General features: G+C 47.2%; 19 protein-coding genes. 11 read left to right on the top strand and 8 right to left on the bottom strand.

The features are described 5' to 3' along the window. Positions 1–18: 18 nt before the first annotated feature. Positions 19–1,002 carry a 1-acyl-sn-glycerol-3-phosphate acyltransferase gene (locus tag ADIS_RS14035; RefSeq protein ID WP_010855227.1) on the bottom strand — a complete coding sequence of 328 codons (984 nt, stop codon included), beginning with the start codon at positions 1,000–1,002 and terminating at the stop codon, positions 19–21. Continuing rightward, positions 999–1,901, bottom strand: a complete 903-nt coding sequence (locus tag ADIS_RS14030) for a bile acid:sodium symporter family protein (RefSeq protein ID WP_010855226.1) — start codon at positions 1,899–1,901, stop codon at positions 999–1,001. The genes ADIS_RS14035 and ADIS_RS14030 overlap by 4 nt, the downstream gene beginning before the upstream one ends. Positions 1,902–2,125: 224 nt before the next feature. On the opposite strand from ADIS_RS14030, the gene gap reads away from it, so the two are divergent. Next, a complete protein-coding gene (gene gap, locus ADIS_RS14025) occupies positions 2,126–3,130 on the top strand; it encodes a type I glyceraldehyde-3-phosphate dehydrogenase (RefSeq protein ID WP_010855225.1) in 1,005 nt (334 codons plus the stop codon). A gap of 50 nt (positions 3,131–3,180) precedes the next feature. Here the strand turns inward: gap and ADIS_RS14020 are convergent, their stop codons facing one another. After that, positions 3,181–3,633 (bottom strand): peroxiredoxin, encoded by a 453-nt coding sequence (locus tag ADIS_RS14020; protein ID WP_010855224.1) that lies wholly within the window; start codon positions 3,631–3,633, stop codon positions 3,181–3,183. 142 nt (positions 3,634–3,775) lie between these two features. Here ADIS_RS14020 and ADIS_RS14015 point away from each other — a divergent pair, with 142 nt between their 5' ends. The 3 genes from ADIS_RS14015 to pncA all read left to right on the top strand — a co-directional run bounded on the left by ADIS_RS14015 (position 3,776) and on the right by pncA (position 6,804). After that, complete coding sequence (locus ADIS_RS14015) at positions 3,776–4,585, top strand: DMT family transporter (protein WP_035806017.1); 810 nt, start codon at positions 3,776–3,778, stop codon at positions 4,583–4,585. Positions 4,586–4,672: 87 nt separating this feature from the next. After that, positions 4,673–6,154, top strand: a complete 1,482-nt coding sequence (locus ADIS_RS14010) for a nicotinate phosphoribosyltransferase (protein WP_010855221.1) — start codon at positions 4,673–4,675, stop codon at positions 6,152–6,154. Between the two features lie 11 nt (positions 6,155–6,165). Continuing rightward, on the top strand, positions 6,166–6,804 hold the full coding sequence (gene pncA / locus ADIS_RS14005) for a bifunctional nicotinamidase/pyrazinamidase (protein WP_010855220.1): 639 nt from the start codon (positions 6,166–6,168) through the stop codon (positions 6,802–6,804). On the opposite strand, the gene ADIS_RS14000 is transcribed toward pncA, so the two are convergent. Then, a complete protein-coding gene (locus tag ADIS_RS14000; RefSeq protein WP_155907464.1) occupies positions 6,787–7,329 on the bottom strand; it encodes an META domain-containing protein in 543 nt (180 codons plus the stop codon). The genes pncA and ADIS_RS14000 overlap by 18 nt on opposite strands. 495 nt (positions 7,330–7,824) lie before the next feature. Between ADIS_RS14000 and ADIS_RS13995 the strand changes: the two genes are divergently transcribed. From ADIS_RS13995 to ADIS_RS13980, 4 genes are all read left to right on the top strand, one after another. Then, positions 7,825–8,298 carry a GAF domain-containing protein gene (locus ADIS_RS13995; protein WP_238325440.1) on the top strand — a complete coding sequence of 158 codons (474 nt, stop codon included), beginning with the start codon at positions 7,825–7,827 and terminating at the stop codon, positions 8,296–8,298. 242 nt (positions 8,299–8,540) lie between these two features. After that, positions 8,541–9,863, top strand: coding sequence for a hypothetical protein (locus ADIS_RS13990; RefSeq protein ID WP_051113323.1), 1,323 nt, complete (start codon positions 8,541–8,543; stop codon positions 9,861–9,863). A 3-nt stretch (positions 9,864–9,866) separates the two neighbouring features. Further along, positions 9,867–11,288, top strand: coding sequence for a Dyp-type peroxidase (locus ADIS_RS13985; protein WP_035806015.1), 1,422 nt, complete (start codon positions 9,867–9,869; stop codon positions 11,286–11,288). Continuing rightward, complete coding sequence (locus ADIS_RS13980; protein ID WP_010855215.1) at positions 11,278–12,237, top strand: catalase family protein; 960 nt, start codon at positions 11,278–11,280, stop codon at positions 12,235–12,237. Before ADIS_RS13985 ends, ADIS_RS13980 begins: the two co-directional genes overlap by 11 nt. Here the strand turns inward: ADIS_RS13980 and ADIS_RS13975 are convergent. Continuing rightward, positions 12,221–14,140: an FAD-binding protein gene (locus ADIS_RS13975; protein WP_010855214.1), complete on the bottom strand. Its 1,920-nt coding sequence runs from the start codon at positions 14,138–14,140 to the stop codon at positions 12,221–12,223. The two genes, ADIS_RS13980 and ADIS_RS13975, sit on opposite strands and share 17 nt — an antisense overlap. Before the next feature lie 211 nt (positions 14,141–14,351). On the opposite strand from ADIS_RS13975, the gene ADIS_RS13970 reads away from it, so the two are divergent. The 3 genes from ADIS_RS13970 to ADIS_RS13960 all read left to right on the top strand — a co-directional run bounded on the left by ADIS_RS13970 (position 14,352) and on the right by ADIS_RS13960 (position 17,349). Continuing rightward, on the top strand, positions 14,352–15,581 hold the full coding sequence (locus ADIS_RS13970; RefSeq protein WP_010855213.1) for a Tm-1-like ATP-binding domain-containing protein: 1,230 nt from the start codon (positions 14,352–14,354) through the stop codon (positions 15,579–15,581). Between the two features lie 159 nt (positions 15,582–15,740). Beyond that, positions 15,741–16,607, top strand: a complete 867-nt coding sequence (locus ADIS_RS13965; protein WP_010855212.1) for a phosphoenolpyruvate hydrolase family protein — start codon at positions 15,741–15,743, stop codon at positions 16,605–16,607. Further along, entirely contained in the window at positions 16,597–17,349 is a 753-nt protein-coding gene (locus ADIS_RS13960; RefSeq protein ID WP_010855211.1) for an AAC(3) family N-acetyltransferase, read from the top strand. Before ADIS_RS13965 ends, ADIS_RS13960 begins: the two co-directional genes overlap by 11 nt. Positions 17,350–17,452: 103 nt before the next feature. Here ADIS_RS13960 and ADIS_RS13955 read toward each other — a convergent pair whose 3' ends face one another. From ADIS_RS13955 to ADIS_RS13945, 3 genes are all read right to left on the bottom strand, one after another. Beyond that, a complete protein-coding gene (locus ADIS_RS13955) occupies positions 17,453–18,238 on the bottom strand; it encodes an NIPSNAP family protein (protein WP_010855210.1) in 786 nt (261 codons plus the stop codon). A 359-nt stretch (positions 18,239–18,597) separates the two neighbouring features. Beyond that, positions 18,598–20,022 carry a tagaturonate reductase gene (locus ADIS_RS13950; protein ID WP_010855209.1) on the bottom strand — a complete coding sequence of 475 codons (1,425 nt, stop codon included), beginning with the start codon at positions 20,020–20,022 and terminating at the stop codon, positions 18,598–18,600. Positions 20,023–20,067: 45 nt separating this feature from the next. Beyond that, positions 20,068–21,096 (bottom strand): LacI family DNA-binding transcriptional regulator, encoded by a 1,029-nt coding sequence (locus ADIS_RS13945; protein WP_010855208.1) that lies wholly within the window; start codon positions 21,094–21,096, stop codon positions 20,068–20,070. Between the last annotated feature and the right edge of the window lie 117 nt (positions 21,097–21,213).

Here is a 21,213-nt window from a genome sequence, read left to right as displayed (position 1 = left end):
GCATTTCAAACAAGGTCTTCAGTTTTGATAGGGCGAATAACGGAAAAGGAACAAAGCGAAAAGCATTAAAGAACTGATGATCAAGCCTATAAATGGCTGAACGGCTATCCATGTGCCAAGACAAACCGACGCCAGATACAGCGGAACACCTACCAGGCCAATTAAAAATTTAAACGTACCATAAAAAACGGGATCCTTTATGAGGGGCTTTAGTAGAAGCCAAATCAAGACCAGTGGAAAAAATATAACATGCACGATAGTTCTGGTCTGAATAATTGGTTCTTTGATAGTGGATTTATACATTGGTGTATTAGCTGGCTTGGTGTTAATTGGGTAGACCGATTGGTTTATTGGCAGGCTATCGTCCACGACTGAGGTTTCGGATATCAGATCATTTAAGGCATCTTTGACCCGACTTTTTAATAGGGGTGCGTCAAATCCGCTCTCTTTAACGGCAAGGGCTCTTCCGATATGTAACCAGACTTTTGTGCCACCAAATTGGTGGGCCGCATAGTTTAAACCTACAGGTAGTACTTGTAGTGGCAGATCAGGTTGTTGTTCTAGCGTTCGAAAGGCAATTCGAGTGAATCCCTTGCTTATTGGACGAAGTTTTCGTTCCAAACTGTGGTTACCCTCGGGGAAAATCAGAAGGGCAGCTCCATTAGAAAGCAGATGAGTGCATTGCTCGAACGTCTCTTCGTTTTTCGGGATGTGCTCGATCCCGTCCCGCATTCGATATACGGGCAGGAGCTGTAGGTATCTTAGCATTCGGGCCACCACAGGGATTTTAAAAACATCGAATCTGGTTAAAAAGTAAGGGGTAAGACCAAGTTGGGTGGCCACCAGCAGAGCGTCTAGGAGTGCATTTTGATGGTTGGCAACCACTATCAATGGCTTGTCCCTTGGGATGTTGTTTTTCCCGCGTACAACGATACCTCCGAAATAGAGATACAAAGCTACTCGGATGATGATCCGCAAGGTTTCGTTTACTAGGGTCTTCACGTTATTTTTTTTGGTTTCCATAGGGCGGCGACACTTAGGCCGGAAAGGATATGCCAAATCCCCCACCATCCCGCTATGATGGCCATTCCCCCCAGTCCATCGAAATAGCCAAATATCAAAATCAGTGCAAGGCCTGAATTTTGAATGCCAGTTTCGATGGTTAGGGTCTTGGTGTCTTCTAGGCTCAGCCGAAACAGTTTTGCCAAAGAAAAGCCCGCCAGCAATGCCGCTCCGTTGTGGGCCAACACCCAGCCAAATATCAACAGGATAAATTGCAGAAACAGGTTGTAGTTGCTATAAAAAGCGACAAGCACAATGGCACCAAAAATACCTATACTGATAGGCTTTAATAGCCTACTGGCACGCATGGAAAAACCCGGAAAGCGGTGTCCTACATACATGCCAAGAACTAACGGAATACCCAAAATCAATGCGATGGTCTGGAACACATCCCAATAACTAAGGCTGATTTCCTTCAGCAGGGTATCTGTAGGCTCATACAGGCTTGCCCAGAAACCAAAATTAAAGGGAGTCAGTACAATGGAAAAAGCGGTTGCAAATGCCGTGAGACTAACCGAAAGGGCTGTGTTTCCTTTGGCTAAGTTGGTCAAAAAATTGGAGATGTTACCTCCGGGGCAGACGGCAACCAAAAACATGCCCATTGCGACACTTGGGATGGGCTGAATGAACCATACCAGGACGAAGGTCAGGAAGGGGAGCATAATAAACTGGGCGATGACGCCCAGAAGGAAAGGTTTTGGTGCCTTTGCCAAATAGAAAAAGTCCTCCCTACGGATGTCCAATGCCACACCGAACATGATAATGGCAAGGGAGACATTCATCAGGAAGAGAGAGTCTCCTTTAAAATTCAACACGCTTTGATCCAGTTCGTCCAGCATCCATTTCAGTTTGGTTCCAAAAATATGGAATAAAAGCATGCGGTAAAATTTCCGTACTATTATTAAAATTGATAAATTTGACCGTTGAAAATTTCGAAACAGCAAAATTTCGCTTTCTTTTTAGCAATTATGGTTGGAATTTTGCCGGTAGGCTGTAAAACGGCTATTACGTTTAGTTTCCTAACGCAACTAGTATAATTAAAAAGTAAAGAACAACTAACATTATGGGAAAAATCAAAGTAGGTATTAACGGGTTTGGTAGAATCGGACGACTCGTGTTTAGGGCAGCTCAGGAAAGAGACGATGTTCAAATTGTGGGCATCAATGACCTGATAGATGTGGACTACATGGCCTACATGCTAAAATATGACTCTACACATGGTCAATTCAAGGGAAGTGTGGAAGTAAAGGATGGTCAGCTTATCGTAAACGGAAATACGATCCGGGTAACCTCCGAAAAGAACCCTGCCAACCTGAACTGGGGTGCCATCGGTGCCGAGTATGTGGTTGAGTCTACGGGTTTGTTTTTGACCAAGGAATCTGCCCAGGGTCACATCGACGCCGGTGCCAAAAAGGTCATCATGTCAGCTCCTTCCAAAGACGATACGCCCATGTTTGTGATGGGGGTAAATGAGGATAAATATACTTCTGACATGACCTTCGTATCCAATGCCTCCTGTACAACGAACTGTCTTGCGCCCATTGCGAAGGTATTGAACGATAACTGGGGCATCGAAGAAGGATTGATGACCACCGTACATGCGACCACCGCAACGCAAAAGACCGTAGATGGTCCGTCCGCTAAGGACTGGAGAGGTGGTAGAGGCGCTGGCCAAAACATCATTCCTTCTTCTACAGGAGCGGCCAAGGCGGTTGGCAAGGTAATCCCTGAGTTGAATGGTAAGCTTACGGGGATGTCGTTCAGGGTACCTACCCCGAACGTTTCCGTAGTTGACCTTACCGTTAGACTTGCCAAGCCAGCTACCTACAAGGAAATTTGTGAAAAAATGAAAGAAGCCGCCGATGGCGATCTTAAGGGTGTATTGGGTTACACAGAAGATGCCGTGGTTTCCAATGATTTTATCGGTGATCCAAGAACGTCTATTTTCGATGCGGAGGCAGGCATTCAACTTAGCCCTACCTTCGTAAAGGTTGTATCTTGGTACGATAACGAATGGGGGTATTCGAATAAGGTTGTAGACCTGCTTGAGTACATTGCCAGCAAGTAATTGGGACAGTTGATCCATACAATAAGACCGGGAGAAACGCCCGGTCTTTTTTATTTCGCTGCGATCTGGGCGATCATTTGCCGAATATGGGATTTGCTGTCAAACATATCCTGGTGAACCGCCCGAATCACATGGTTTTCGTCGAGCAGGTAGGTGACTCGTTTGGGTATGTTTACCAAAGGGATCAAAGCATCGTAGGCTCGACAAACCGTGCCACGGGAGTCACCAAGTAGTTCAAATGGCAGATTATACTCTTTTTTGAACTTTTGGTGGGTGGCGATAGAGTCTTTGCTGATCCCGACAATAGGCACATCCAAGTCACGGAATGAGGCAAACTCGTCCCTAAATTCGCAGGCCTGGGCAGTGCAGCCACTTGTAAAATCTTTTGGGTAAAAATAGATAATGCCAGGTTTTTCCTTCCAATCTTCGGATAGTTTAAAGAGTTTTCCTGAAGTAGAGGGAAGCACAAAATCCGGTGCTTTGCTACCAATCTTTATTGACATGTTTTTTATTTTTGTTAACAATCTAGTGTGCCAAAGGTTTTTTCCAAGCCGTCCTATTTTCCAATTTAAACCCCAGAAGACGAATGCGATTTTTATTCAACCCTAAAAAGGAGAGCTTTTGAGTCCGAAGAGCGTGCAGCACATGCTGTTGGCGGGTTTGTTTTTTGCCTTCATGAACGTGACGGTGAAGTTTCTCCCCCATATTCCGGCGATTGAGATCATATTCTTTCGCTCAGTGTTTAGTTTTGTATTTACTTACATCATGCTCAAACGCGCGCGAATTCCGCTATTTGGCAATAATAAAACGATTCTGGTAATACGAGGTGCTGTGGGATCTGTTGGGTTGATTACTTTTTTTTATACCCTTCAAAAGATCCCATTGGCCAGTGCAGTCACCATCCAGTACATGGCACCTATATTCACCTCAGTACTGGGTATTTTTATTGTAAAGGAGCGTGTCAAACCCATTCAGTTTCTATATTTTGCCATAGCCTTTGCAGGTGTACTTATCATTGAGGGGTTCGATCCCCGCATTGAACCTATTTACCTTGCTATTGGGGTTACCTCGGCATTATTTTCCGGTTTAGCGTACAACGTGATCCGGAAGATCAAAAATACCGAGCATCCCTTGGTGATCGTTTTTTATTTTCCGCTTATCACCACGCCGGTGGCAGGGCTGATTTCCATTTTCGGTTGGGTGCAGCCTCAGGGATGGGATTGGTTTCTTTTGTTGAGCATTGGCGTGTTTACCCAATTCGCACAGTACTTTATGACCATGGCTTATCAAAACGCAAACCTTTCTAAGGTGGCTAGCCTCACGTATGTGGGTATCATCTATGCATTGGTTTTTGGCTACGTGTTCTTCGACGAGACCTACAATTTAATCACCTATACAGGAATGCTGTTGGTTTTGAGCGGTGTCATCCTTAATGTCCGTTTCTCTGGAAAGTAGCGCGCTACAATTGGCTGTTTTAGCTTGGCCTTTTGTGGTCAAAAGGATTAGATTTGTACTTTTATTCGAATTTTGCCAGAGTTTGCTATGAAAATTACCCGTGACTTGTATCAGGGCTCACTAACCCTTCTCACCGATTACTATCAGTTTACCATGGCCTATGCGTACTGGAAATCGGGAAAGGCGGAGCAAGAAGCGGTTTTTTCCTTGTATTTTAGAAAGAATCCCTTCCAAAGTGGCTTTACCGTAGCGGCCGGCTTGGACTACGTGATAGATTATTGCCGAAACTTTTCATTTCAAGAACCGGATCTACGGTACCTCCTTGAAATGAGAAACCCAGATGGGAGCCCTTCCTTTGAGACTGCCTTTATCGACTACCTCCGGGAAATGGAGTTTCGGTGCGATATTGACGCCGTGGAAGAAGGCGAGGTTGTATTTCCAAATATGCCATTGGTCCGCGTCAAAGGCCCGCTTATCCAGTGTCAGCTGCTTGAGACGCCCCTATTGAACCTTATCAACTTTCAAACACTAATAGCCACGAAGGCGGCTCGAATCGTGTTGGCGGCCAAAGGGGATCCTGTACTCGAATTTGGACTCCGTAGAGCCCAGGGCATTGATGGGGCACTTGCAGCAAGTCGTGCTGCGTACATTGGCGGTTGCTCCTCTACTTCCAATGTGATGGCGGGTAAACTGTTTGGAATACCCGTTGCCGGTACCCATGCACACAGTTGGATCATGTCTTTTGAAACAGAGTTGGAAGCGTTTGAGGCCTATGCGGAGTCGTTTCCGGACAATACCGTACTTTTGGTAGACACCTATGATACGCTTAACGGGGTGAGAAATGCCATTCAGGTTGCCGAAAAACTCAAAGCAAACGGAAAGTCGCTAAAGGGCATACGAATAGATTCAGGGGACTTGGCTTATTTCAGCAACAAGGCAAGGGAAATGTTGGAAAAGGCAGGCTTGAATGCGGTAAAGATAGTGGCCAGCAACGACCTAGACGAACATATCATTACCTCGCTGAAGCTTCAGGAAGCATCTATCGATGTATGGGGAGTAGGCACTAAGCTCGTGACCGCCTACGACCAACCGGCCTTGGGAGCCGTGTACAAGATGTCCGCCATGAAGGATTCCAAGGGCGATTGGCAGCCGAAGATCAAGGTTTCCCAACAGTCTATTAAAATAAATGTGCCGGGATTTCATAATGTGAAAAGGTTTACCTTGAACGGTAAGGCCATTGGCGATATGATCTATCTGGAAGACACGGCATCCAAGGAAACGGTAACCATTATCGATCCCATAGATCCGACGAGGCGTAAGCGAATACAGACCGATCAGGTTGAAGCCAAGGTCTTATTAGTGCCGATTTTCAGAAAGGGACAAAAAGTGTACCATCGCCCCGATCTCCACGCAGTTCGTCAGAATACCTTTGACCGGCTGGCCCAGTTTGACAAGACCCATAAACGGCTGACCAATCCCCATATTTACCCGGTTGGACTGGAAGAGACCCTGTATGAGGTACGTACCAACCTGGTGCTGAAGACTAAGCCTACCGAAATCGCCGACTAACCAAAAGCAGTATGACAACATCAGTTAAGAAAAGCGCTCTGATCATCGTGGATGTCCAAAATGATTTTTTGCCCGGCGGAGCCTTGGCAGTGCGCGAAGGAGACCGGGTGATTCCCGTCATCAATGCACTGCAGGCGAAGTTTGAACTGATTGTGGCCACCCAGGATTGGCACCCTGCAGATCATGGGAGTTTTGCGGCAAATCATCCCGGAAAAGTACCGGGTCAGTTTGTTGTTTTGGCGGGCATCGATCAAGTACTTTGGCCTGTTCATTGTGTGCAGGGATCAAAGGGCGCCGATTTTCATCCTGATTTGGTGCAAACCCATTGGAAAAAGGTATTTAGAAAGGGATCCAATCCCCAAGTTGATTCTTATAGTGGGTTTTACGACAACAATCGAATGGGCGACACCGGGATGGCGGATTTTTTAAAAGAGCAAGGAGTAGAGGAGGTTTTTGTGGTCGGAATCGCCACTGATTACTGTGTGAAATTCACGGTTTTGGATGCCCTGTCAGAGGGTTTTGCCACTTGGTTGGTGGAAGACGCCGTTAGAGGTGTCAATTTGGAAAAGGACGACAGTATAAAGGCACTACAGGAGATGGAACAAGCAGGCGCAAAGACAATTCCGTCTGGTTTAGTTTTGCAGGATTAGATTCGGTCGTTTGAACGTGAGCATTCTTGGTACTCCAAACGGATGATCGTCTTGGGATCCGTTAACTTTTTCCAGCCGCATAATTTCCATACTCCCACACGAAAAGGTAAGGTGACCCTCGTCGTTGATGGCAAAGGTATGGGCCGATTTTAGCAGCGTGAGGAAGATATCTTCTCCGTCGCCATCGCACCACGCCTTGGTCATTCCCAAAAAACCCATCACATCGATTTCGTTGCCCTGTAGATGGGTAAAGATGCTGAAATTGTTACATCCGGTGTATCCCAAAATCTGCTGATTGGTCATGTCAAAAAAGAGGCGGGGTTTTTTGCCTGGAAAGAGTTCTTCAAAGGGCTGGAACTTGTCATAAATGGCATGCACCTCCCATAATCCATCGAGATCTGCCAGTGTTGTAATTTTCACATCCGCAGATAAATCCTCCTTTTCGATTTCATTTTCGGACTGTCCGAATGCTACCGAAGAAAACAGCCAAGGTAACGCTGACAGAAGTATGACAAGCTTTTTCATGGTTATTGGGTTTCTTGTGAGTGAAATATAATAATTAAATACTTTAAAGAAAATATCCAGCAAAAAATTTGCCAAAATCACCCTTTGGTAATTTTATGCCTAATTTCATAGTAATTCCGATTCTTTCAGTAATTTCCCCCTTGTTGGCATTTATTAGGTTTGTCTGACGCCTACGGAGATTTACCCTAACTCAGAAGACGCTTTTTCTTGCCAACGGGATTTTTTACCTTTGGACAAATGAAGGTGCCCTATTACTTCGCATGTAGGTAAATTTTGACGAAGCAGTTTCCTTTTTGAGATACGGAATTAGACCAAAGCAGATGAAATCGAGCCTGCATACCGGACAGGCAGGCATGACACAGCCGTCACACACTGGGATGCCTCGGTAGCTACCCGGGGCAGCCATGCGACCTGCCTGCAGGCCGAAAGACAGGGATTCCATATGGCTCTTGAAAATACAGTTATAATCATATGAAAACCAAATAAATAACCTTAATGATGACGATAGAAGCAAAGATAGATCAACTTATCGAATTGATTTCGGATAGCAGCGAAGCCTTATGGGGTGTTTGGCTGGGGGAAACCTTAGCGTGTTTCGGTTGTTCTACCGGAACGATACATACCTTGGAGAACGGAACAACCATTCTCCGGTTACAGGCCCATGTAGGTGTCCCTGATTTTTTGTTGCCAAAAATGTCGGAGGTACCAATAGGTAAGGGAATGGCTGGAATTGCAGCGGAACGCAAACAAGCGGTTCAAGTGTGTAACCTACAGACGGACGATTCGGGTGTGGTTCGACCTGGGGCCAAGGACACCAAAGTTGAAGGCGCGATTACCGTTCCACTTCTGTTCAACGGAGAATTATACGGAACGCTTGGCATAGCAAAAAAAGAGCCCTATGAGTTTACCGACGAAGAGGTATCGGCTTTGATGCGCTTGGCTACCAGTATGGCGCAGAAGGTGGCTTGATTTATACCTTGTCTTGATGCCTAGGTATTTGGAGTTGGCCCGGTGGTTTTGCCGGGCTTTTTTGTGAGTTTTTTTGTATTCCCACGGCGAAGTAGTTTAGCTCTTTTCATTCTACCAGCTTTTTCTGCTGGATTCAAAGGGGTTTTTTCTAATTTGGTTATCAAAATGAATTCCTGTCGATAAAAGTTTTTGTAATATTTTATTTTATTTTTTATCTTACGACAACCAAGTAGTTATTATTTATGTCCAGAATCCATAGAGGCCTAACAATTACAGTCACCTTGCCGGAGGAGCGGTTGGAAGAAGCGGCTGTTCTATTGGAACAGTTGAATCAACAGTTAAAGGAATCGCAGTCCGCGTACCGGGAGAAGCTGGAAACCGTGCTTTTTTTAAGTTGGCTGGTTTTGCCTGTCCAATGGTATGCCGGGAATGAAAGATTGCCGGCCAGGATACTCCTGATGACAAGTTATGTGGGTGATCGTCGTCATCATTTGCGGGAGCTAGCCGAATATTTTGGTGACCACTTGAAGCAGGTATTTGAGATGAGTGATGAATTTCCCAAGCGCGGAAAAAAAATTAATATGGTGGCTTTTTTGCGTAGAAGGGCGGTTCCAAACACGTTTTATTCTGGGTTCAAGTTTATCGATACCCATGAAATTGCGCAGGAAGCCCATTTAAAGGAAGCTGTTTTTAAGCATTTGTCCCAGAAGGTACTGGATGGGGAATTGACTGATGACAGTCCCCAATCGATTAAGGATCAAATTGAGTCCTATATAACCGGACACCCGTCTTACCAATGGGTCCGCAAAGGAAGTAGGGGCTTGGGATGGGACAAATTTCGGATGCTTTTTCCTTTGGGAATTTTTGCACTCCTTATGGGTGGCTCATTGATTTCGCTTGTTTTGTGCTTTTTTATCGACAGCTTTCTCTTAAGCCTGTTAGCTTGGGTTTTCCCATCATTTGTTGTGTTAATGGGTTTGTTGCTGGTATTGCTAAGGTTTAATGAACTCAGCCCACATATACCCGGCAGCGAGGCAAGCGATGATCGGATACGGGAGATAGTTAGGCGGGAAACCAACCCCGTTATCAATGAAATGACGGTCATAGCTCCCCTGAAAAAGGGATGGATCAGGCGGGTATTTTTGGCGGTATCGCTCAGGTTGGTTTTTCTGATTCGGTATTTCTCCTACATTCCCACCGTTCACACAGCGAGGTGGCTTCAGCTCGATCGAGGGAGGCGGTTGGTGTTTATTGCTACCTTCGATAATATTTCGGAGGCCTATGCGCATGATTTTGTGGACAGCGAGCGACGGACGATGAATATGGCGGTTATTTTCAGCCATGCCTTCGGTTTTCCGGCCACCAGGTGGTTGGTTCACAAGCAGTACAACCACCGCAGTGAGTACATGAAAGGGGTGAGAGCCCATCAGCAGATTACCCAATGCTGGTATGCGCACAACCATGAACTCAGCGTAGAAAATCTCAAAAACAATCGTGCATTCCGGTTGGGGTTGTTTCGCAAAATGAAGGAATCGGAAATTCGAAACTGGCTACTCCGAGTATAGTATATGGAACTAGAACTATCAGACATTCAAGGATTGGCGATCCGGGGTCATGGCCACCTTCTGAGCGCCCGGTATTTGTTGCTTCAATTTACCGATTCAGCAAATGGCAAAGCGTATCTCGCCGAGTTGGAGCCGCTAATTACCACGGCAACGGAGAGGAAGCCCGATGTGGCTAGGCAGCTAGCGTTTACCTACTCTGGGCTACAATTTTTACAGCTACCAGAAAGGACGCTCGGCAGCTTCAGCAGGGAGTTTAGAGAGGGTATGACCGAGGCACACCGGCAGTTTATACTGGGGGATTTTGGGGAACATTCCCCGGATAATTGGGACTGGGGCAACAATCCCTCCGAAATCCACCTGCTTTTGATGCTTTTTGCGGAAGGGGAGGAGGATTTGCAGCAACTCGTAGACCAGGAATTGACCAGAGCATCCGCCTACGGCGTCAAACATCAGGTGTCTTTACCCACCGCCATGCTGCACGATCAAAAAGAGCATTTCGGTTTTCGGGACGATATATCGAGGCCGATTATCAGTGAGCTCGTAAAGGATAAGGAGCTTGGAACGACCCCTACCTTTCCTGCGGGGGAGTTTATTATGGGCTATAAAAACCTTTACGACGAATACGCCCCGTCTCCATTGGTAGAAGAAACGCAGCAAGGAGCTGAGGTTTTGTCAGGCCATCCAGACTTGCCTGGATTGGTAGATCTAGGTAGAAATGGCACCTATTTGGTGTTCAGGCAGTTGAAGCAGGAAGTGTTTTTGTTTTGGGAGTACCTGAAATCCCAGAGCTCCTCGATGGAGGACTCCATAGCGTTGGCTTCCAAAATGGTGGGTAGGTGGCCAGATGGGTCTCCCTTGGTGCTTTGTCCCTTCAAAAATGATCCATCCCTTGCCCAAGCAAATAATTTCGGCTACTGGGACGAAGACCGGGACGGTATGAAGTGTCCCATTGGTGCCCATATACGTAGAACCAATCCCCGGGATCACTTGGTGACCGAAACTTCCAAAAAAGATTCTACCGAGATGGTAGCCAAGCACCTGATGCTGCGAAAGGGACGTCCCTATGGCAATCCGGTATCAAAGGGTATGGTGTTAAATGAAATCCTTGCCGCGGAAGACGATGGAGAAGACAGAGGTCTGCATTTTATTTGCATGGTTACGGATATTCGTAGGCAGTTTGAGTTTGTACAAAACAACTGGGTAAATTTCCACAAATTTGGTGGATCAGAGGAAGACGCCGACCCCTTGATAGGCAATCATTATCAGGAGGGTTCGGTCGTTACAGACCGGTTCAGCATTCCCAGGTATCCCGTCCGTAGGCGGCTCGAAAATCTTCCCAATTTCGTACAGGTTCGCGGCGGTGGCTATTTCTTCTTCCCCGGCAAAAAGGCCTTACAATTTATCTCAAAGTACCATGAAGACTGAACTTACCGATAGACAGCAGAAGGATCTGGAAGAAATGATCCGAACGATGAAAGCGTTTTTGGAAAAGGAATACGAGGGTGCCACCCGAAAACGTAACTTTCATCCCAAAATGCACGGTTGCCTGAAAGGGAAACTAATCGTTTTTTCGGGTCTGAGTGAACCGGTTCGGCAGGGACTGTTTAAGGAGCCCGGAGAGTATGAAATCTGGGCCCGCCTATCGAATGCTCCACCAAAAGTCGGAAAGGATACTGGCAGCTCTGGGCGGGGTCTGGCGATCAAGGTCTTGGACGTGTCAGGTCCGTTGTTGTCGCCATTGGATCCTATAGGGGTACCTACGCAAAACTTTTTAATGACCACTAGCCCCATATTATCCGCTTCCTCGATTCGCCTGTATCGCAAAGCCATGTCGGCCGTTCTGGGCGGCCTTTGGCCCAGGATTTGGTTTGCGTTGAATCCCTTTCATTGGAGGAGTCTCTTTTTGACCCTAAAACATGCCGCCAAACACGATAACCTACTGGCGGTGGATTATTTTTCAGGTGCGGCTTTTCGCCTGGGGCCTGATCAATTTGGCAAGTTTGTCCTTAAATCCAACTATCCTCAGCTTGGGTACAGCTTGGATCAACCCAAAGGGTCCGACTTTTTACGGAAACAACTGGTCGCCGATTTAAGCAAATCCGATTACTCCTTCACGTTGCATGTGCAGCTCTACGAAAACGACCGACGTCAGCCGCTTGATGACACGTCTCGGGTATGGAAAGCTCCACTTATACCTGTGGCCACCGTCGTTTTTCCAAAACAGGAATTTGATTTTCCCGAAAGGAACGAATTTGGCGAGAAGCTGGAGTTTTCTCCTTGGATGGGATTGTTGGACCATGAACCAATTGGAGAAATCAATTTGGCCAGAAGGATGGTATACGAAGAACTGGCCAATTTCAGGCAGACTCAGTGATTTCTGGCGATTCGGCGAGTATATCTTCCATAAAGGGGTTTAGGAAGGTTTTGCCCCCGAATTTAGCCTGCATTTTTTTCCAGATGGGGAATTTAGGGAAGGCCTTTGCCACCATATCGGGAGCCCAGGGCTGTACAGAAAGTCCCCAATGGGGGATAGCCCCAAAAGCAATCAGTTCGGTTTCCAACCTTTTTAACAGGGTGAGGCTTCCGGTGACACCACGCACGCTTACCAACTCAATCATACATATATCGCCGGTGTTCATCATGGACATGTATGCCGGGCAGTGTTTTACAAAACGAAGGGAGAAGGGTGCAGCAAGGTAGTGTTTGTAGGTGGCGGCCTCACCACACACAGAGAGAATAAGGTCGACTGCTTCCAATACCCGGTTGAGCTCTATTCCGTACTCCGTTGCAAAGCCGTAAAACTTCAGCTCTCCTAGGCCCTGATCCAACACTTTTCTGGCGATGTCTTCAAAACCCTCGCCTCGCTCGGCATGATCCTCTATCCGGTTTAATGAGTTGTCTATCATTCGGGGGATAGCATCGGGGTTTTGATTAAAGACCCAAGGGGAAAGTTTTCCCGAGATGTTGATGCCTGAGATAAAACTGGACAGGTAGTTTCTCTCCATGCGCGAATTACTTTTTTTTGTGCCAGCTGCTGCGTAGTTTCGAGTCGTTACCAAACATTTTCTGGCCGGCGCGCTATCTGAGTCAGGGTCGATATAGGGATTGATCAATATCTCAAAATGACGGTTTGCGTTAAGGTAGGAATATAAATCCGGTGCTGTTTTTATTTCTGATTTTACTGCTTCCCAGTTTCGCACGATTCTTTCTTCGTAAAGCCGGTAGATAGGCTGAACCTCCAAAATCAAGGAAACAATAATGCCCATCGAGCCGACCCCCACAAGTACGGCGTGGAAGGCTTCATCGTCCTGAACCAGTTCAACGGAGACATCTGAACCTTGGATTTTTCCCTCAAATAAGGAAGGGTCGGTGATGCCGTCGCTGGGTTCGATCCGGTAAACCTTACCTCCTGTGCCAACCAGCGTAATAGAACGAACCATGGAGGGAACCGGGCCAAGACCAATGCCCGAACCATGCGTGGAGGTAGCCAATGCCCCCGAGATCGACTGGATACTGGATCCGCCTTGGTTCATAAGGTACAATCCATACTTTTCCAATACTTCTATTAGGTGTCTTATTTTGGTGCCTCCGCTGGTTTCGAAGAGATAGTGGGTTTCTTTGGCAGGGGTATTTCCAAAGTGGACGTCCACCTCAAATCCATCCCGGTAGTTGGATTTGATAAATTCCTTGGCCGGGCGCTGGGTGACATTCATGTATTGGGTGCAGACCAGGTAATCGTCGCTTTGCGCCACTGGAGTGAGTGCGTGTCCCGAACCCAACGCGCGGATTTTGCGGCCCTTTTCTTCCGCTTTTTTGACCTCGCCTACAATTTCAAGTATCATATCATAGTCGTACTCCAAGTGACTTTTACAGGCTGGGTCGAAGTCGGGAAACTTCCCTGTGCCTGGGATTAAAAATTTACGCGGTTCGGAACAATGGTTCTCATACCAGTTGGCCCATTTTTGACGATAGACGGATTCCTTAAGGTAGATTTTTTCGTGGGATAGCTCCACGTCCAGTGTTAGGTGTACCTGTTCGTGCAAAGGGGTGTTTTTGTTAAGCTTTTTTTCGATAAATCGGCGAACGAAGCGGGGACGGGTAAGTCCGTTTATTCGGTTTACCCACCAAGTTCTGTTTTTCCGGGTACAATGGTTGGTAAGTGCTTCGTCCAGCCGGTCTACGCGCAACGGAAGGTTTTCACTGTCAAAAATCAGCGTGTATAATAATTTGGTAAATTCCCACCCAACGCTCAGGGAGGCTATCTTTTTTTTGCCCATTGTTTTTCCCTATCAAATTGAAAGAATCATTTAGGTATTATCTAAAATACCTGTTAATATACTGTTTTTGTTCTAATAAACCTACATTGTTCTTGCATTATCTTTCCCATTGAACGTTTTTGTGATTGGGGACTTTTTGGAAATTTGGGCGATTAGTGACAAATTCCATCCGCAATGGAATGAAACCCGTCACAACGTATAAAAGGCAACGATGAAGTCAACGAATACTGGTTTTTTGGTGGTGCTAGGATGTTTTGATACCAAATGGGAAGTTTATGGCCAGCTATATAGATCCCTGGTAGAATCGGGAGCCTCTCCGAAAATGGTAAACCTTGGTCTGGCAGAAAGCGGAGGTGATTTTCCGGTGGATGTTGAATCCAGCGAAATAGCGGCACTTTCCGGCTATACTATTGGAGAGTTGAGAAATCGGGGTGATCGGGGCTTTGCCTTGGATCAGATGGCAATGGGTGCTCAGAAATGGCTCAGCGAGCACCATGCAAGCGGTTTGGTGAAGGGAGTGATTGGCATGGGAGGTGGTGGAGGAACCTTTTTGTTTCTAAAGGCCATCCAAGTGTTGCCGTTGGGATTGCCGAAGATGTGTATTTCTACCTTGGCTACAAAGGATGTATCCCTGTCGGTTGGGGTAAAGGATGTGGTTTTGGTACCCTCGGTGGTGGATGTGGCGGGTTTGAATCGGATAATCAGGCCCATTATCCACCAAGCTGCTGCTGCGCTGTTGGCAATGTCCCGTGTTTCGATCCCAGAATCTGCGCCTTCCAAGCCCTTGGTTGCAATCAGTATGTTTGGAAATACCACGGAATGTGTAAACAGGTGTACCGCGTTGTTGGAAGAAAATGGATTTGAAGTAATGGCGTTTCATGCCAACGGTGTCGGCGGTAGAAATATGGAGGCACTGATAAAGGAAGGAGTTTTTAATGCCGTGATGGATTTAACCACAACGGAGCTGGCAGATGAGTTTTGCGGTGGTATTTTAAGTGCCGGGCCAGACCGTATGAAGGCGGCCGTTTTGCAGCAGCTACCGTTGGTGGTAGCACCGGGATGCCTGGACATGGTTAACTTTGGAAGACCCGAGACGGTTCCCGCTGAACTCCGTGACAGAACGTTTTACCAATGGGCTCCCGATGTGACCCTAATGCGGACCAATAAAGAGGATAATCACCGCTTGGGTGAACACATTGCCAGCTTAGTGAACCCGCTAAAAAGCAGGGTGGCGATTGTCTGGCCGGAGGGTGGATTTTCCCAAGTAGGTTCCAAAGGCGGTTTATTTTTTGACCCGGAGGCTGATTCAGCCTGTCTTGACGGACTGCTCGCTGGGTTGGATCCTTCGATTTCGGTAAAGAGGGTACCTGATTCCATCAATTCACCAAGCTTTGCCGAAGCTGCTGTCGCTCAGCTCTTGCGGTTGGTCAACGGCAAATAAATTTTACACCTCGATAAAACGGCACTGGTGTCCCACCGTTTTTTTGGAGCAAAAGCAAAGGGCGGAAACAAAGATTCAAGTTCAACCGGGCAGGTGAATTCTTGAAACAACGATTGATTTAGGTTAACTTGCTGCGAAGTTAAAAAAACGAAGAAAAATATGCCAAATCCATGGACGGGGAAAGGAAACCCCTACACGCGGGAGGAAGTTCGCGAAAGACTCAGAAACACCCTAGCACAGAAAAAAGCGATCATCGCAGCCGGAGCCGGAACGGGCATAAGTGCTAAATTTATCGAGAAAGGCGGAGCGGATTTGATCATCATTTATAATTCGGGCCGATTTCGAATGTCTGGTCACGGATCTACTGCCGGGTTGATGGCCTATGGCGATGCCAATACGGTTGCTATGGAAATCGGCGAGTTTGAAGTTTTGCCTGTAGTGGAGGAGATTCCGGTTATTTGTGGAGTTCACGGATCTGATCCCCGCAGACGGATATGGCACCATCTGCTTAAAGTGAAGGATATGGGTTTTTCCGGAATCAACAATTTTCCAACCCACTCCATAGTAGACGGACATTTTAGGCAGGTACTAGAGGAAACCGGAATGGGATTCGAAAAGGAGGTGGAGATGGTACGCCTCGCTGATAAAATGGAGTTGTTTTCCATTGTCTACGTGGCTAAACCAGAGGAGGCCAGGCAGATGGCGGAGGCTGGCGCGGACGCGATTATCTCCCATGTAGGCACAACGGTAGGTGGATCGATAGGTGTGACAGGTGCCAGCTGTAGCATGGACGAGGCCGTCGAACGCACCCAAGAAATCATAGATGCCTGTAAGGAGATCAACCCAAATCTTTTCTTTTTATGCCATGGCGGCCCGATAAATACACCGGAAGATGTAAAAGAAGTGCTCGCCAGGACAAGTTCCCATGGGTTTGTGGGGGCTTCTTCGCTTGAGCGGATGGGTGTAGAGCAGTCTCTGACTGACCTTACAAGGTCCTTTAAATCCATCGGATGGGATGGTGTTTGATAACATGGTTGCTGATTTTCGGAAATTAGGCATTCGAAAAGGGTCAAGCCTACTGGTTCATGCCTCCCTTCGCTCGTTGGCGACGCCTACCCTTTCTCCGGAAGTGGTAATACAGTCATTGAAAGAAGCAGTTGGAACTGAGGGTAATTTGCTGATGCCGGCTTTGTCCTATAAGACAGTGACGGCGTCGGAGCCCTTTTTTGACCACCTGACCACTCCCTCCTGTGTGGGTGCCCTTCCTGAATACTTCCGGACTTCTGCCGGATCCAAGCGAAGTGCGCATCCCACGCACAGCGTATCTGCGTTTGGGAGGGATGCGGACTGGTTTGTGAAAGATCACCTCAAAGACCACACGCCTGTAGGACCCCATTCCCCATTCGCGAGACTGAGGGAGGCTGATGGCTTTCTGTTGTTTTTGGGATGCGGCCTTCGGCCAAATACCAGTATGCACGGAGTAGAAGAGTGGCTGGTTCCTCCCTATTTGTTCGGAGAGGAAAGAACCTATACCTTGAAGTTGTCAGATGGTACCTTACTTTCCAAAAAGTACATCCCGCACAATTTTTCCGGGTTTGAGCAGCGTTATGAGCGCATTGAACCGTTGTTGACAGAGGCGTCTAAGTCACTTGGGAAGGTGCTGGGGGCAACGGCCTACTTGCTTCGGGCCAAGACGGTCTGGGAAAAAGGGTTTGAGGTACTAGAGAAGAATCCGCTTTATTTTGTCGAAAAAATCACCATCCACTGATTTTCAATTGAGGCTGGTGTGATAGAATAAAACGCAAGCGGGAGGAACAAGTGGAAGCCTGGGTTTGTCCGCATTCCGGCAAACCCAGGCTTAAACCGGTAGCCTACAGGTCAGAGTAATCGGTAGGATACAATAGACGGGTATCGTTTTTGGATACTGTGTTTCGGTACTCTTCCAGATCTTTCATCGCCTCCCAGTCGGGATCTACGCGAAATGCATCCCATCCGGCATTGCGTTTTTCCATGTTTTCAAAGGTGGTCATGTACATCAAGTTGGGCATGTTGGCACCCGCCAATGTTTCCGCGTAAAACACGGCGTTGAACTTAAGTTTGTCAAAAATGTCAATTTCCCCAGAGTTGAACATTTTGACTTTTTGCTGATATAGCCGTTCAGTTGCGGCCTCGTAGCTTCTTAATTCGTAGATGCGATCTTTTTTCGGGCCGCTTACTCCGGAGGCTTTGAAGCGGGGCGCTCCGGTGAAGGCCTGCATCAATGCCACCTCCATGCGCTTGTACGGTGCCTGATCATGTGCAGCCTGAATGTACTCCCTTCCGGCAGCTTGGTAGGTCTGATCCTTTGCCAGTTTGCCCGGCAGGGAGAAGTAGCTCTTTGAATTGGCATAGGGAATAAACACGTAGATCTTTTTTCCGGCATCTGCTTGGGAAGCGATGGGCTTGAATACCCCTACCTGCTTTATTCCATGCCGGTGTGCAGCGGGTAGGAATGCGTTTTTAAGATAATTGTCGATCACCCTTTCCTGGGCCTCGCTTTCGATGTGGTAGATCCTGAGTTCATAGAGATCCCTCTTGCCGTCTTGGGCGAAGGTCGAAGAAGTTACGGTAACCGCAACGAAAAGGCATACGCATGTAACTAGGTAAGTAATGTTCATGGGGTATATGTTTTTTGATTAAACGAGGTTTATTTGTTTTTGTAAAAGTAGTGGATTATGTGCGAATAGTTGTTTGGTTTACACAAGCGGATAAAAACTAGGTGTTGGGTTAAGTTGAACGGTACCTTTTCGCGAAAGAATAGGTAAATGGCCTGTCAGTAGACAAATTCCAGCTTCAAACAAATCGGGAAGGAGGCTGCAAAATGTGGTTCGGATGTTAGCCGCCTAGACCTAAATTCAGACCCACAGCTACGGTAAAAGCTGGATATGCTCCTATTCATGAACGACGTAACGGACCTCATTCGGTAGGCTCGATTTCATCAGACGTTTAAATCCTTTTATTAATAGTGCTTATCCAATTAAACCAGCCAAACCTTTTCTTCGTCCAGCAGCGCCCGTACCTCCCGAATGACCGCATTGGATAGCCCGGGGTACTGATTGAGGTCTAATCCCCAAAACGGAACCATTGCCAGCACTCTAGGAACCAGTTCGTACGGTTCCCCGCTTTTCCAGATATCCGAAAAGTAGGCCATTACCTCTTCGGTGTCGTTTATGGGGAGTGGTTCTCCCTTGTAGCGGCCTCGGTAAAAAACCAACAACGCAGCAAGTGAAGTGATTAGGCAAGGAGGCAGTTTTCCTTCTTTTCGAATATACCCGATTAATGAAGGCAATACCCGGACTCTAAATTTGGATACCGAATTCAAGGCAATGGCACTCAGCTGATGACGGATAAAGGGGTTTTTGAACCGATCCAACACATCCTGTGCAAATTGTTCCAGCCCCGAGGGATCCATGTCCATGGAAGGGATGATTTCCGAATGCAGGGCATCCTGGAGAAATGTACCGATAAACGGGTCGTCTACCGCTTCCTTGACGATGCGAAGGCCTTTGAGATAGGCGAGCGGTACGATGGTCGTATGAGCCCCATTTAGAATCCGCACTTTGCGGGTTCGATAGGGGGCTAGATCGGGTACTACCAGCACATTGAGGCCTAATTGGCCGGTAGGAAACAGCTCCTTTAGGTACTCCGGTCCTTCGATGGCCCAAAAATGGAAGGGTTCCGCCACGACCATAAGCTCATCACAGTACCCCAACCGTTGCTGGATTTCTGCGGCTTCGTCGCTTGGATATCCCGGCACGATCCGGTCTACCAGCGTATTATAGTAATGTACCTGCCTGGAATGCCAGGCGACAAATCCATCGGGTAGTTTCCATCGATCGGCATAGGCGTTTACACACTCTTTTAATTTTTGTCCGTTGGCTTCGATCAGTTCGCAGGGTAAGATGTGCAACGCTTTGTTAAGAAGTTCTCCCCCCTTGCAGTAGCGTCGGTAAAGCAATGCGGTCAGCTTTCCCGGAAAGCTTGCGGGTGGTTGGGATGGATCTATATCAGATTCGTCCACGTAAATTCCCGCTTCGGTGGTGTTGGACAGGATCCATTCCAGATCAGGGTTTTCTCCTAGCGCCAAAAAGCCTTCATAATCCAAGTAAGGATTAACGGCACCTCTCACGCAGGTTATCAGGCGGGTTTCGTCAATGATTTTCCCCTGTTGGTATCCCCGGGTGATAACATGAAAAAGCCCTTCCTGTTTTTCTACTTCCGTGGCAGGTCTTTTGCCATGCACCTGCACCATTTGAATGTCGGCATTGAAGCCTGTTTTTTCATTGAGCATGTCTATGATCCAGTCGGTGAATCCTCGTAGAAAATTGCCTGTACCAAACTGGATCACCTTGATGGGCCTAATAGTCTGAATATTTGCCGTTGTTCTGTTTAGTTGGTTCATAATGATTTTTTGGGCTATGTTTTATATAGATAGTAGTCTTTTAAACTACGAAAATTTCCGGGTAGATGCTCTGAATATCACTTCAGAGCTTAGTACAATCTGCTGGACGGGCAATGCCTTGCCTTGGTTTTCCAGCAAATCGAAAAACATCTTTGCCACCGCCTGCCCCATAGGTATGCTGACCTGATCTACGGTAGAGAGTGGGGGGTCGGTGAACTCGGTAAATGGCTCGTTTCCAAAGCCTGCCAGCCCTACGTCCTCGGGAACACGGATTCCGTGTTTTTTCAATTCCTGCAATGCACCCACAATAGAATAATCCGATGCGGAGAAGATCGCGTCAAAAGGAACCTTCCTATCCAGTAGTTTTCGGGCGCTATCCCGGCCATCTTCCAATTGTAGATTGCTGTGAAGAATCAGCCTGGGGTCTACCGACAGCCCATAGGTCTCCAAGGCTTCCTTGTAGCCCCGGTAGCGCTCCTTAAATATGTTGACGGGCACCGGACTATTGAAGTGGGCGATGTGACGGTAGCCCTCTTTGATCAGGTGTTCGGTCATCTTAAACGAGGCCTGGTAATCGTCAATGACGACCTGCCCTACCGGAAGGTTTTCTGCCACGCGGTCAAAGAAAATCAAGGGAATACCCGCATCGATGGCTTTTTTGAAGTGCTGGTGACGGGAGGTTGTCTTTCCGAGGGATACCAAAATCCCATCCACCTGCGCATCGATCAGGGCATCGACGGTTTGTTTTTCCTTTTCATAGTCATCATAGGATTGAGTGATGATCACGCGATAGTCCCTTTCATTGGCAAATTCCTCAATTCCGCGGACTACCGATGAAAAGAAGTTTCGGTTTACAGTGGGTACCACAATGCCGATCAGCTTGCTTCTTCCGTTCCGAAGTGCTACGGCGAAGGAATTGGGCTTATAATCGATCTCCTTGGCTGCTTCGTTTACCAGCTTTTTGGTCTTGGCACTGATGCGGGGGTGGTTGTTGAGTGCGCGTGACACAGTGGAGGCCGTTATCCCCAGTTTGGTGGCTATATCGTGTATGGTAGCTTTCTCCTTTTTTCCCATCTGCTGCTGGCATCAGCCGGCTAATTTCTGGAATATTAGGCATTATCCGAATTAAATGCAATCGATTGCGCACAATTCTATTTTATTCTTCTCATTCTTTCTTTATATTTAATCCGC

This window comes from Lunatimonas lonarensis (assembly GCF_000390185.1).
Taxonomy (GTDB): Bacteria; Bacteroidota; Bacteroidia; order Cytophagales; family Cyclobacteriaceae; genus Lunatimonas; species Lunatimonas lonarensis.
This window is presented reverse-complemented; position numbering and strand designations above follow the sequence as displayed.

Excerpts from the sequence above, each read along its gene's own strand:
- ADIS_RS14030 (WP_010855226.1), bottom strand. The coding sequence starts at position 1,901 with ATGCTGGACGAACTGGATCAAAGCGTGTTGAATTTTAAAGGAGACTCT.
- gap (WP_010855225.1), top strand. The coding sequence starts at position 2,126 with ATGGGAAAAATCAAAGTAGGTATTAACGGGTTTGGTAGAATCGGACGA.
- ADIS_RS14020 (WP_010855224.1), bottom strand. The coding sequence starts at position 3,633 with ATGTCAATAAAGATTGGTAGCAAAGCACCGGATTTTGTGCTTCCCTCT.
- ADIS_RS14015 (WP_035806017.1), top strand. The coding sequence starts at position 3,776 with ATGCTGTTGGCGGGTTTGTTTTTTGCCTTCATGAACGTGACGGTGAAG.
- ADIS_RS14010 (WP_010855221.1), top strand. The coding sequence starts at position 4,673 with ATGAAAATTACCCGTGACTTGTATCAGGGCTCACTAACCCTTCTCACC.
- pncA (WP_010855220.1), top strand. The coding sequence starts at position 6,166 with ATGACAACATCAGTTAAGAAAAGCGCTCTGATCATCGTGGATGTCCAA.
- ADIS_RS14000 (WP_155907464.1), bottom strand. The coding sequence starts at position 7,329 with ATGAAAAAGCTTGTCATACTTCTGTCAGCGTTACCTTGGCTGTTTTCT.
- ADIS_RS13995 (WP_238325440.1), top strand. The coding sequence starts at position 7,825 with ATGATGACGATAGAAGCAAAGATAGATCAACTTATCGAATTGATTTCG.
- ADIS_RS13990 (WP_051113323.1), top strand. The coding sequence starts at position 8,541 with ATGTCCAGAATCCATAGAGGCCTAACAATTACAGTCACCTTGCCGGAG.
- ADIS_RS13985 (WP_035806015.1), top strand. The coding sequence starts at position 9,867 with ATGGAACTAGAACTATCAGACATTCAAGGATTGGCGATCCGGGGTCAT.
- ADIS_RS13980 (WP_010855215.1), top strand. The coding sequence starts at position 11,278 with ATGAAGACTGAACTTACCGATAGACAGCAGAAGGATCTGGAAGAAATG.
- ADIS_RS13975 (WP_010855214.1), bottom strand. The coding sequence starts at position 14,140 with ATGGGCAAAAAAAAGATAGCCTCCCTGAGCGTTGGGTGGGAATTTACC.
- ADIS_RS13970 (WP_010855213.1), top strand. The coding sequence starts at position 14,352 with ATGAAGTCAACGAATACTGGTTTTTTGGTGGTGCTAGGATGTTTTGAT.
- ADIS_RS13965 (WP_010855212.1), top strand. The coding sequence starts at position 15,741 with ATGCCAAATCCATGGACGGGGAAAGGAAACCCCTACACGCGGGAGGAA.
- ADIS_RS13960 (WP_010855211.1), top strand. The coding sequence starts at position 16,597 with ATGGTGTTTGATAACATGGTTGCTGATTTTCGGAAATTAGGCATTCGA.
- ADIS_RS13955 (WP_010855210.1), bottom strand. The coding sequence starts at position 18,238 with ATGAACATTACTTACCTAGTTACATGCGTATGCCTTTTCGTTGCGGTT.
- ADIS_RS13950 (WP_010855209.1), bottom strand. The coding sequence starts at position 20,022 with ATGAACCAACTAAACAGAACAACGGCAAATATTCAGACTATTAGGCCC.
- ADIS_RS13945 (WP_010855208.1), bottom strand. The coding sequence starts at position 21,096 with ATGGGAAAAAAGGAGAAAGCTACCATACACGATATAGCCACCAAACTG.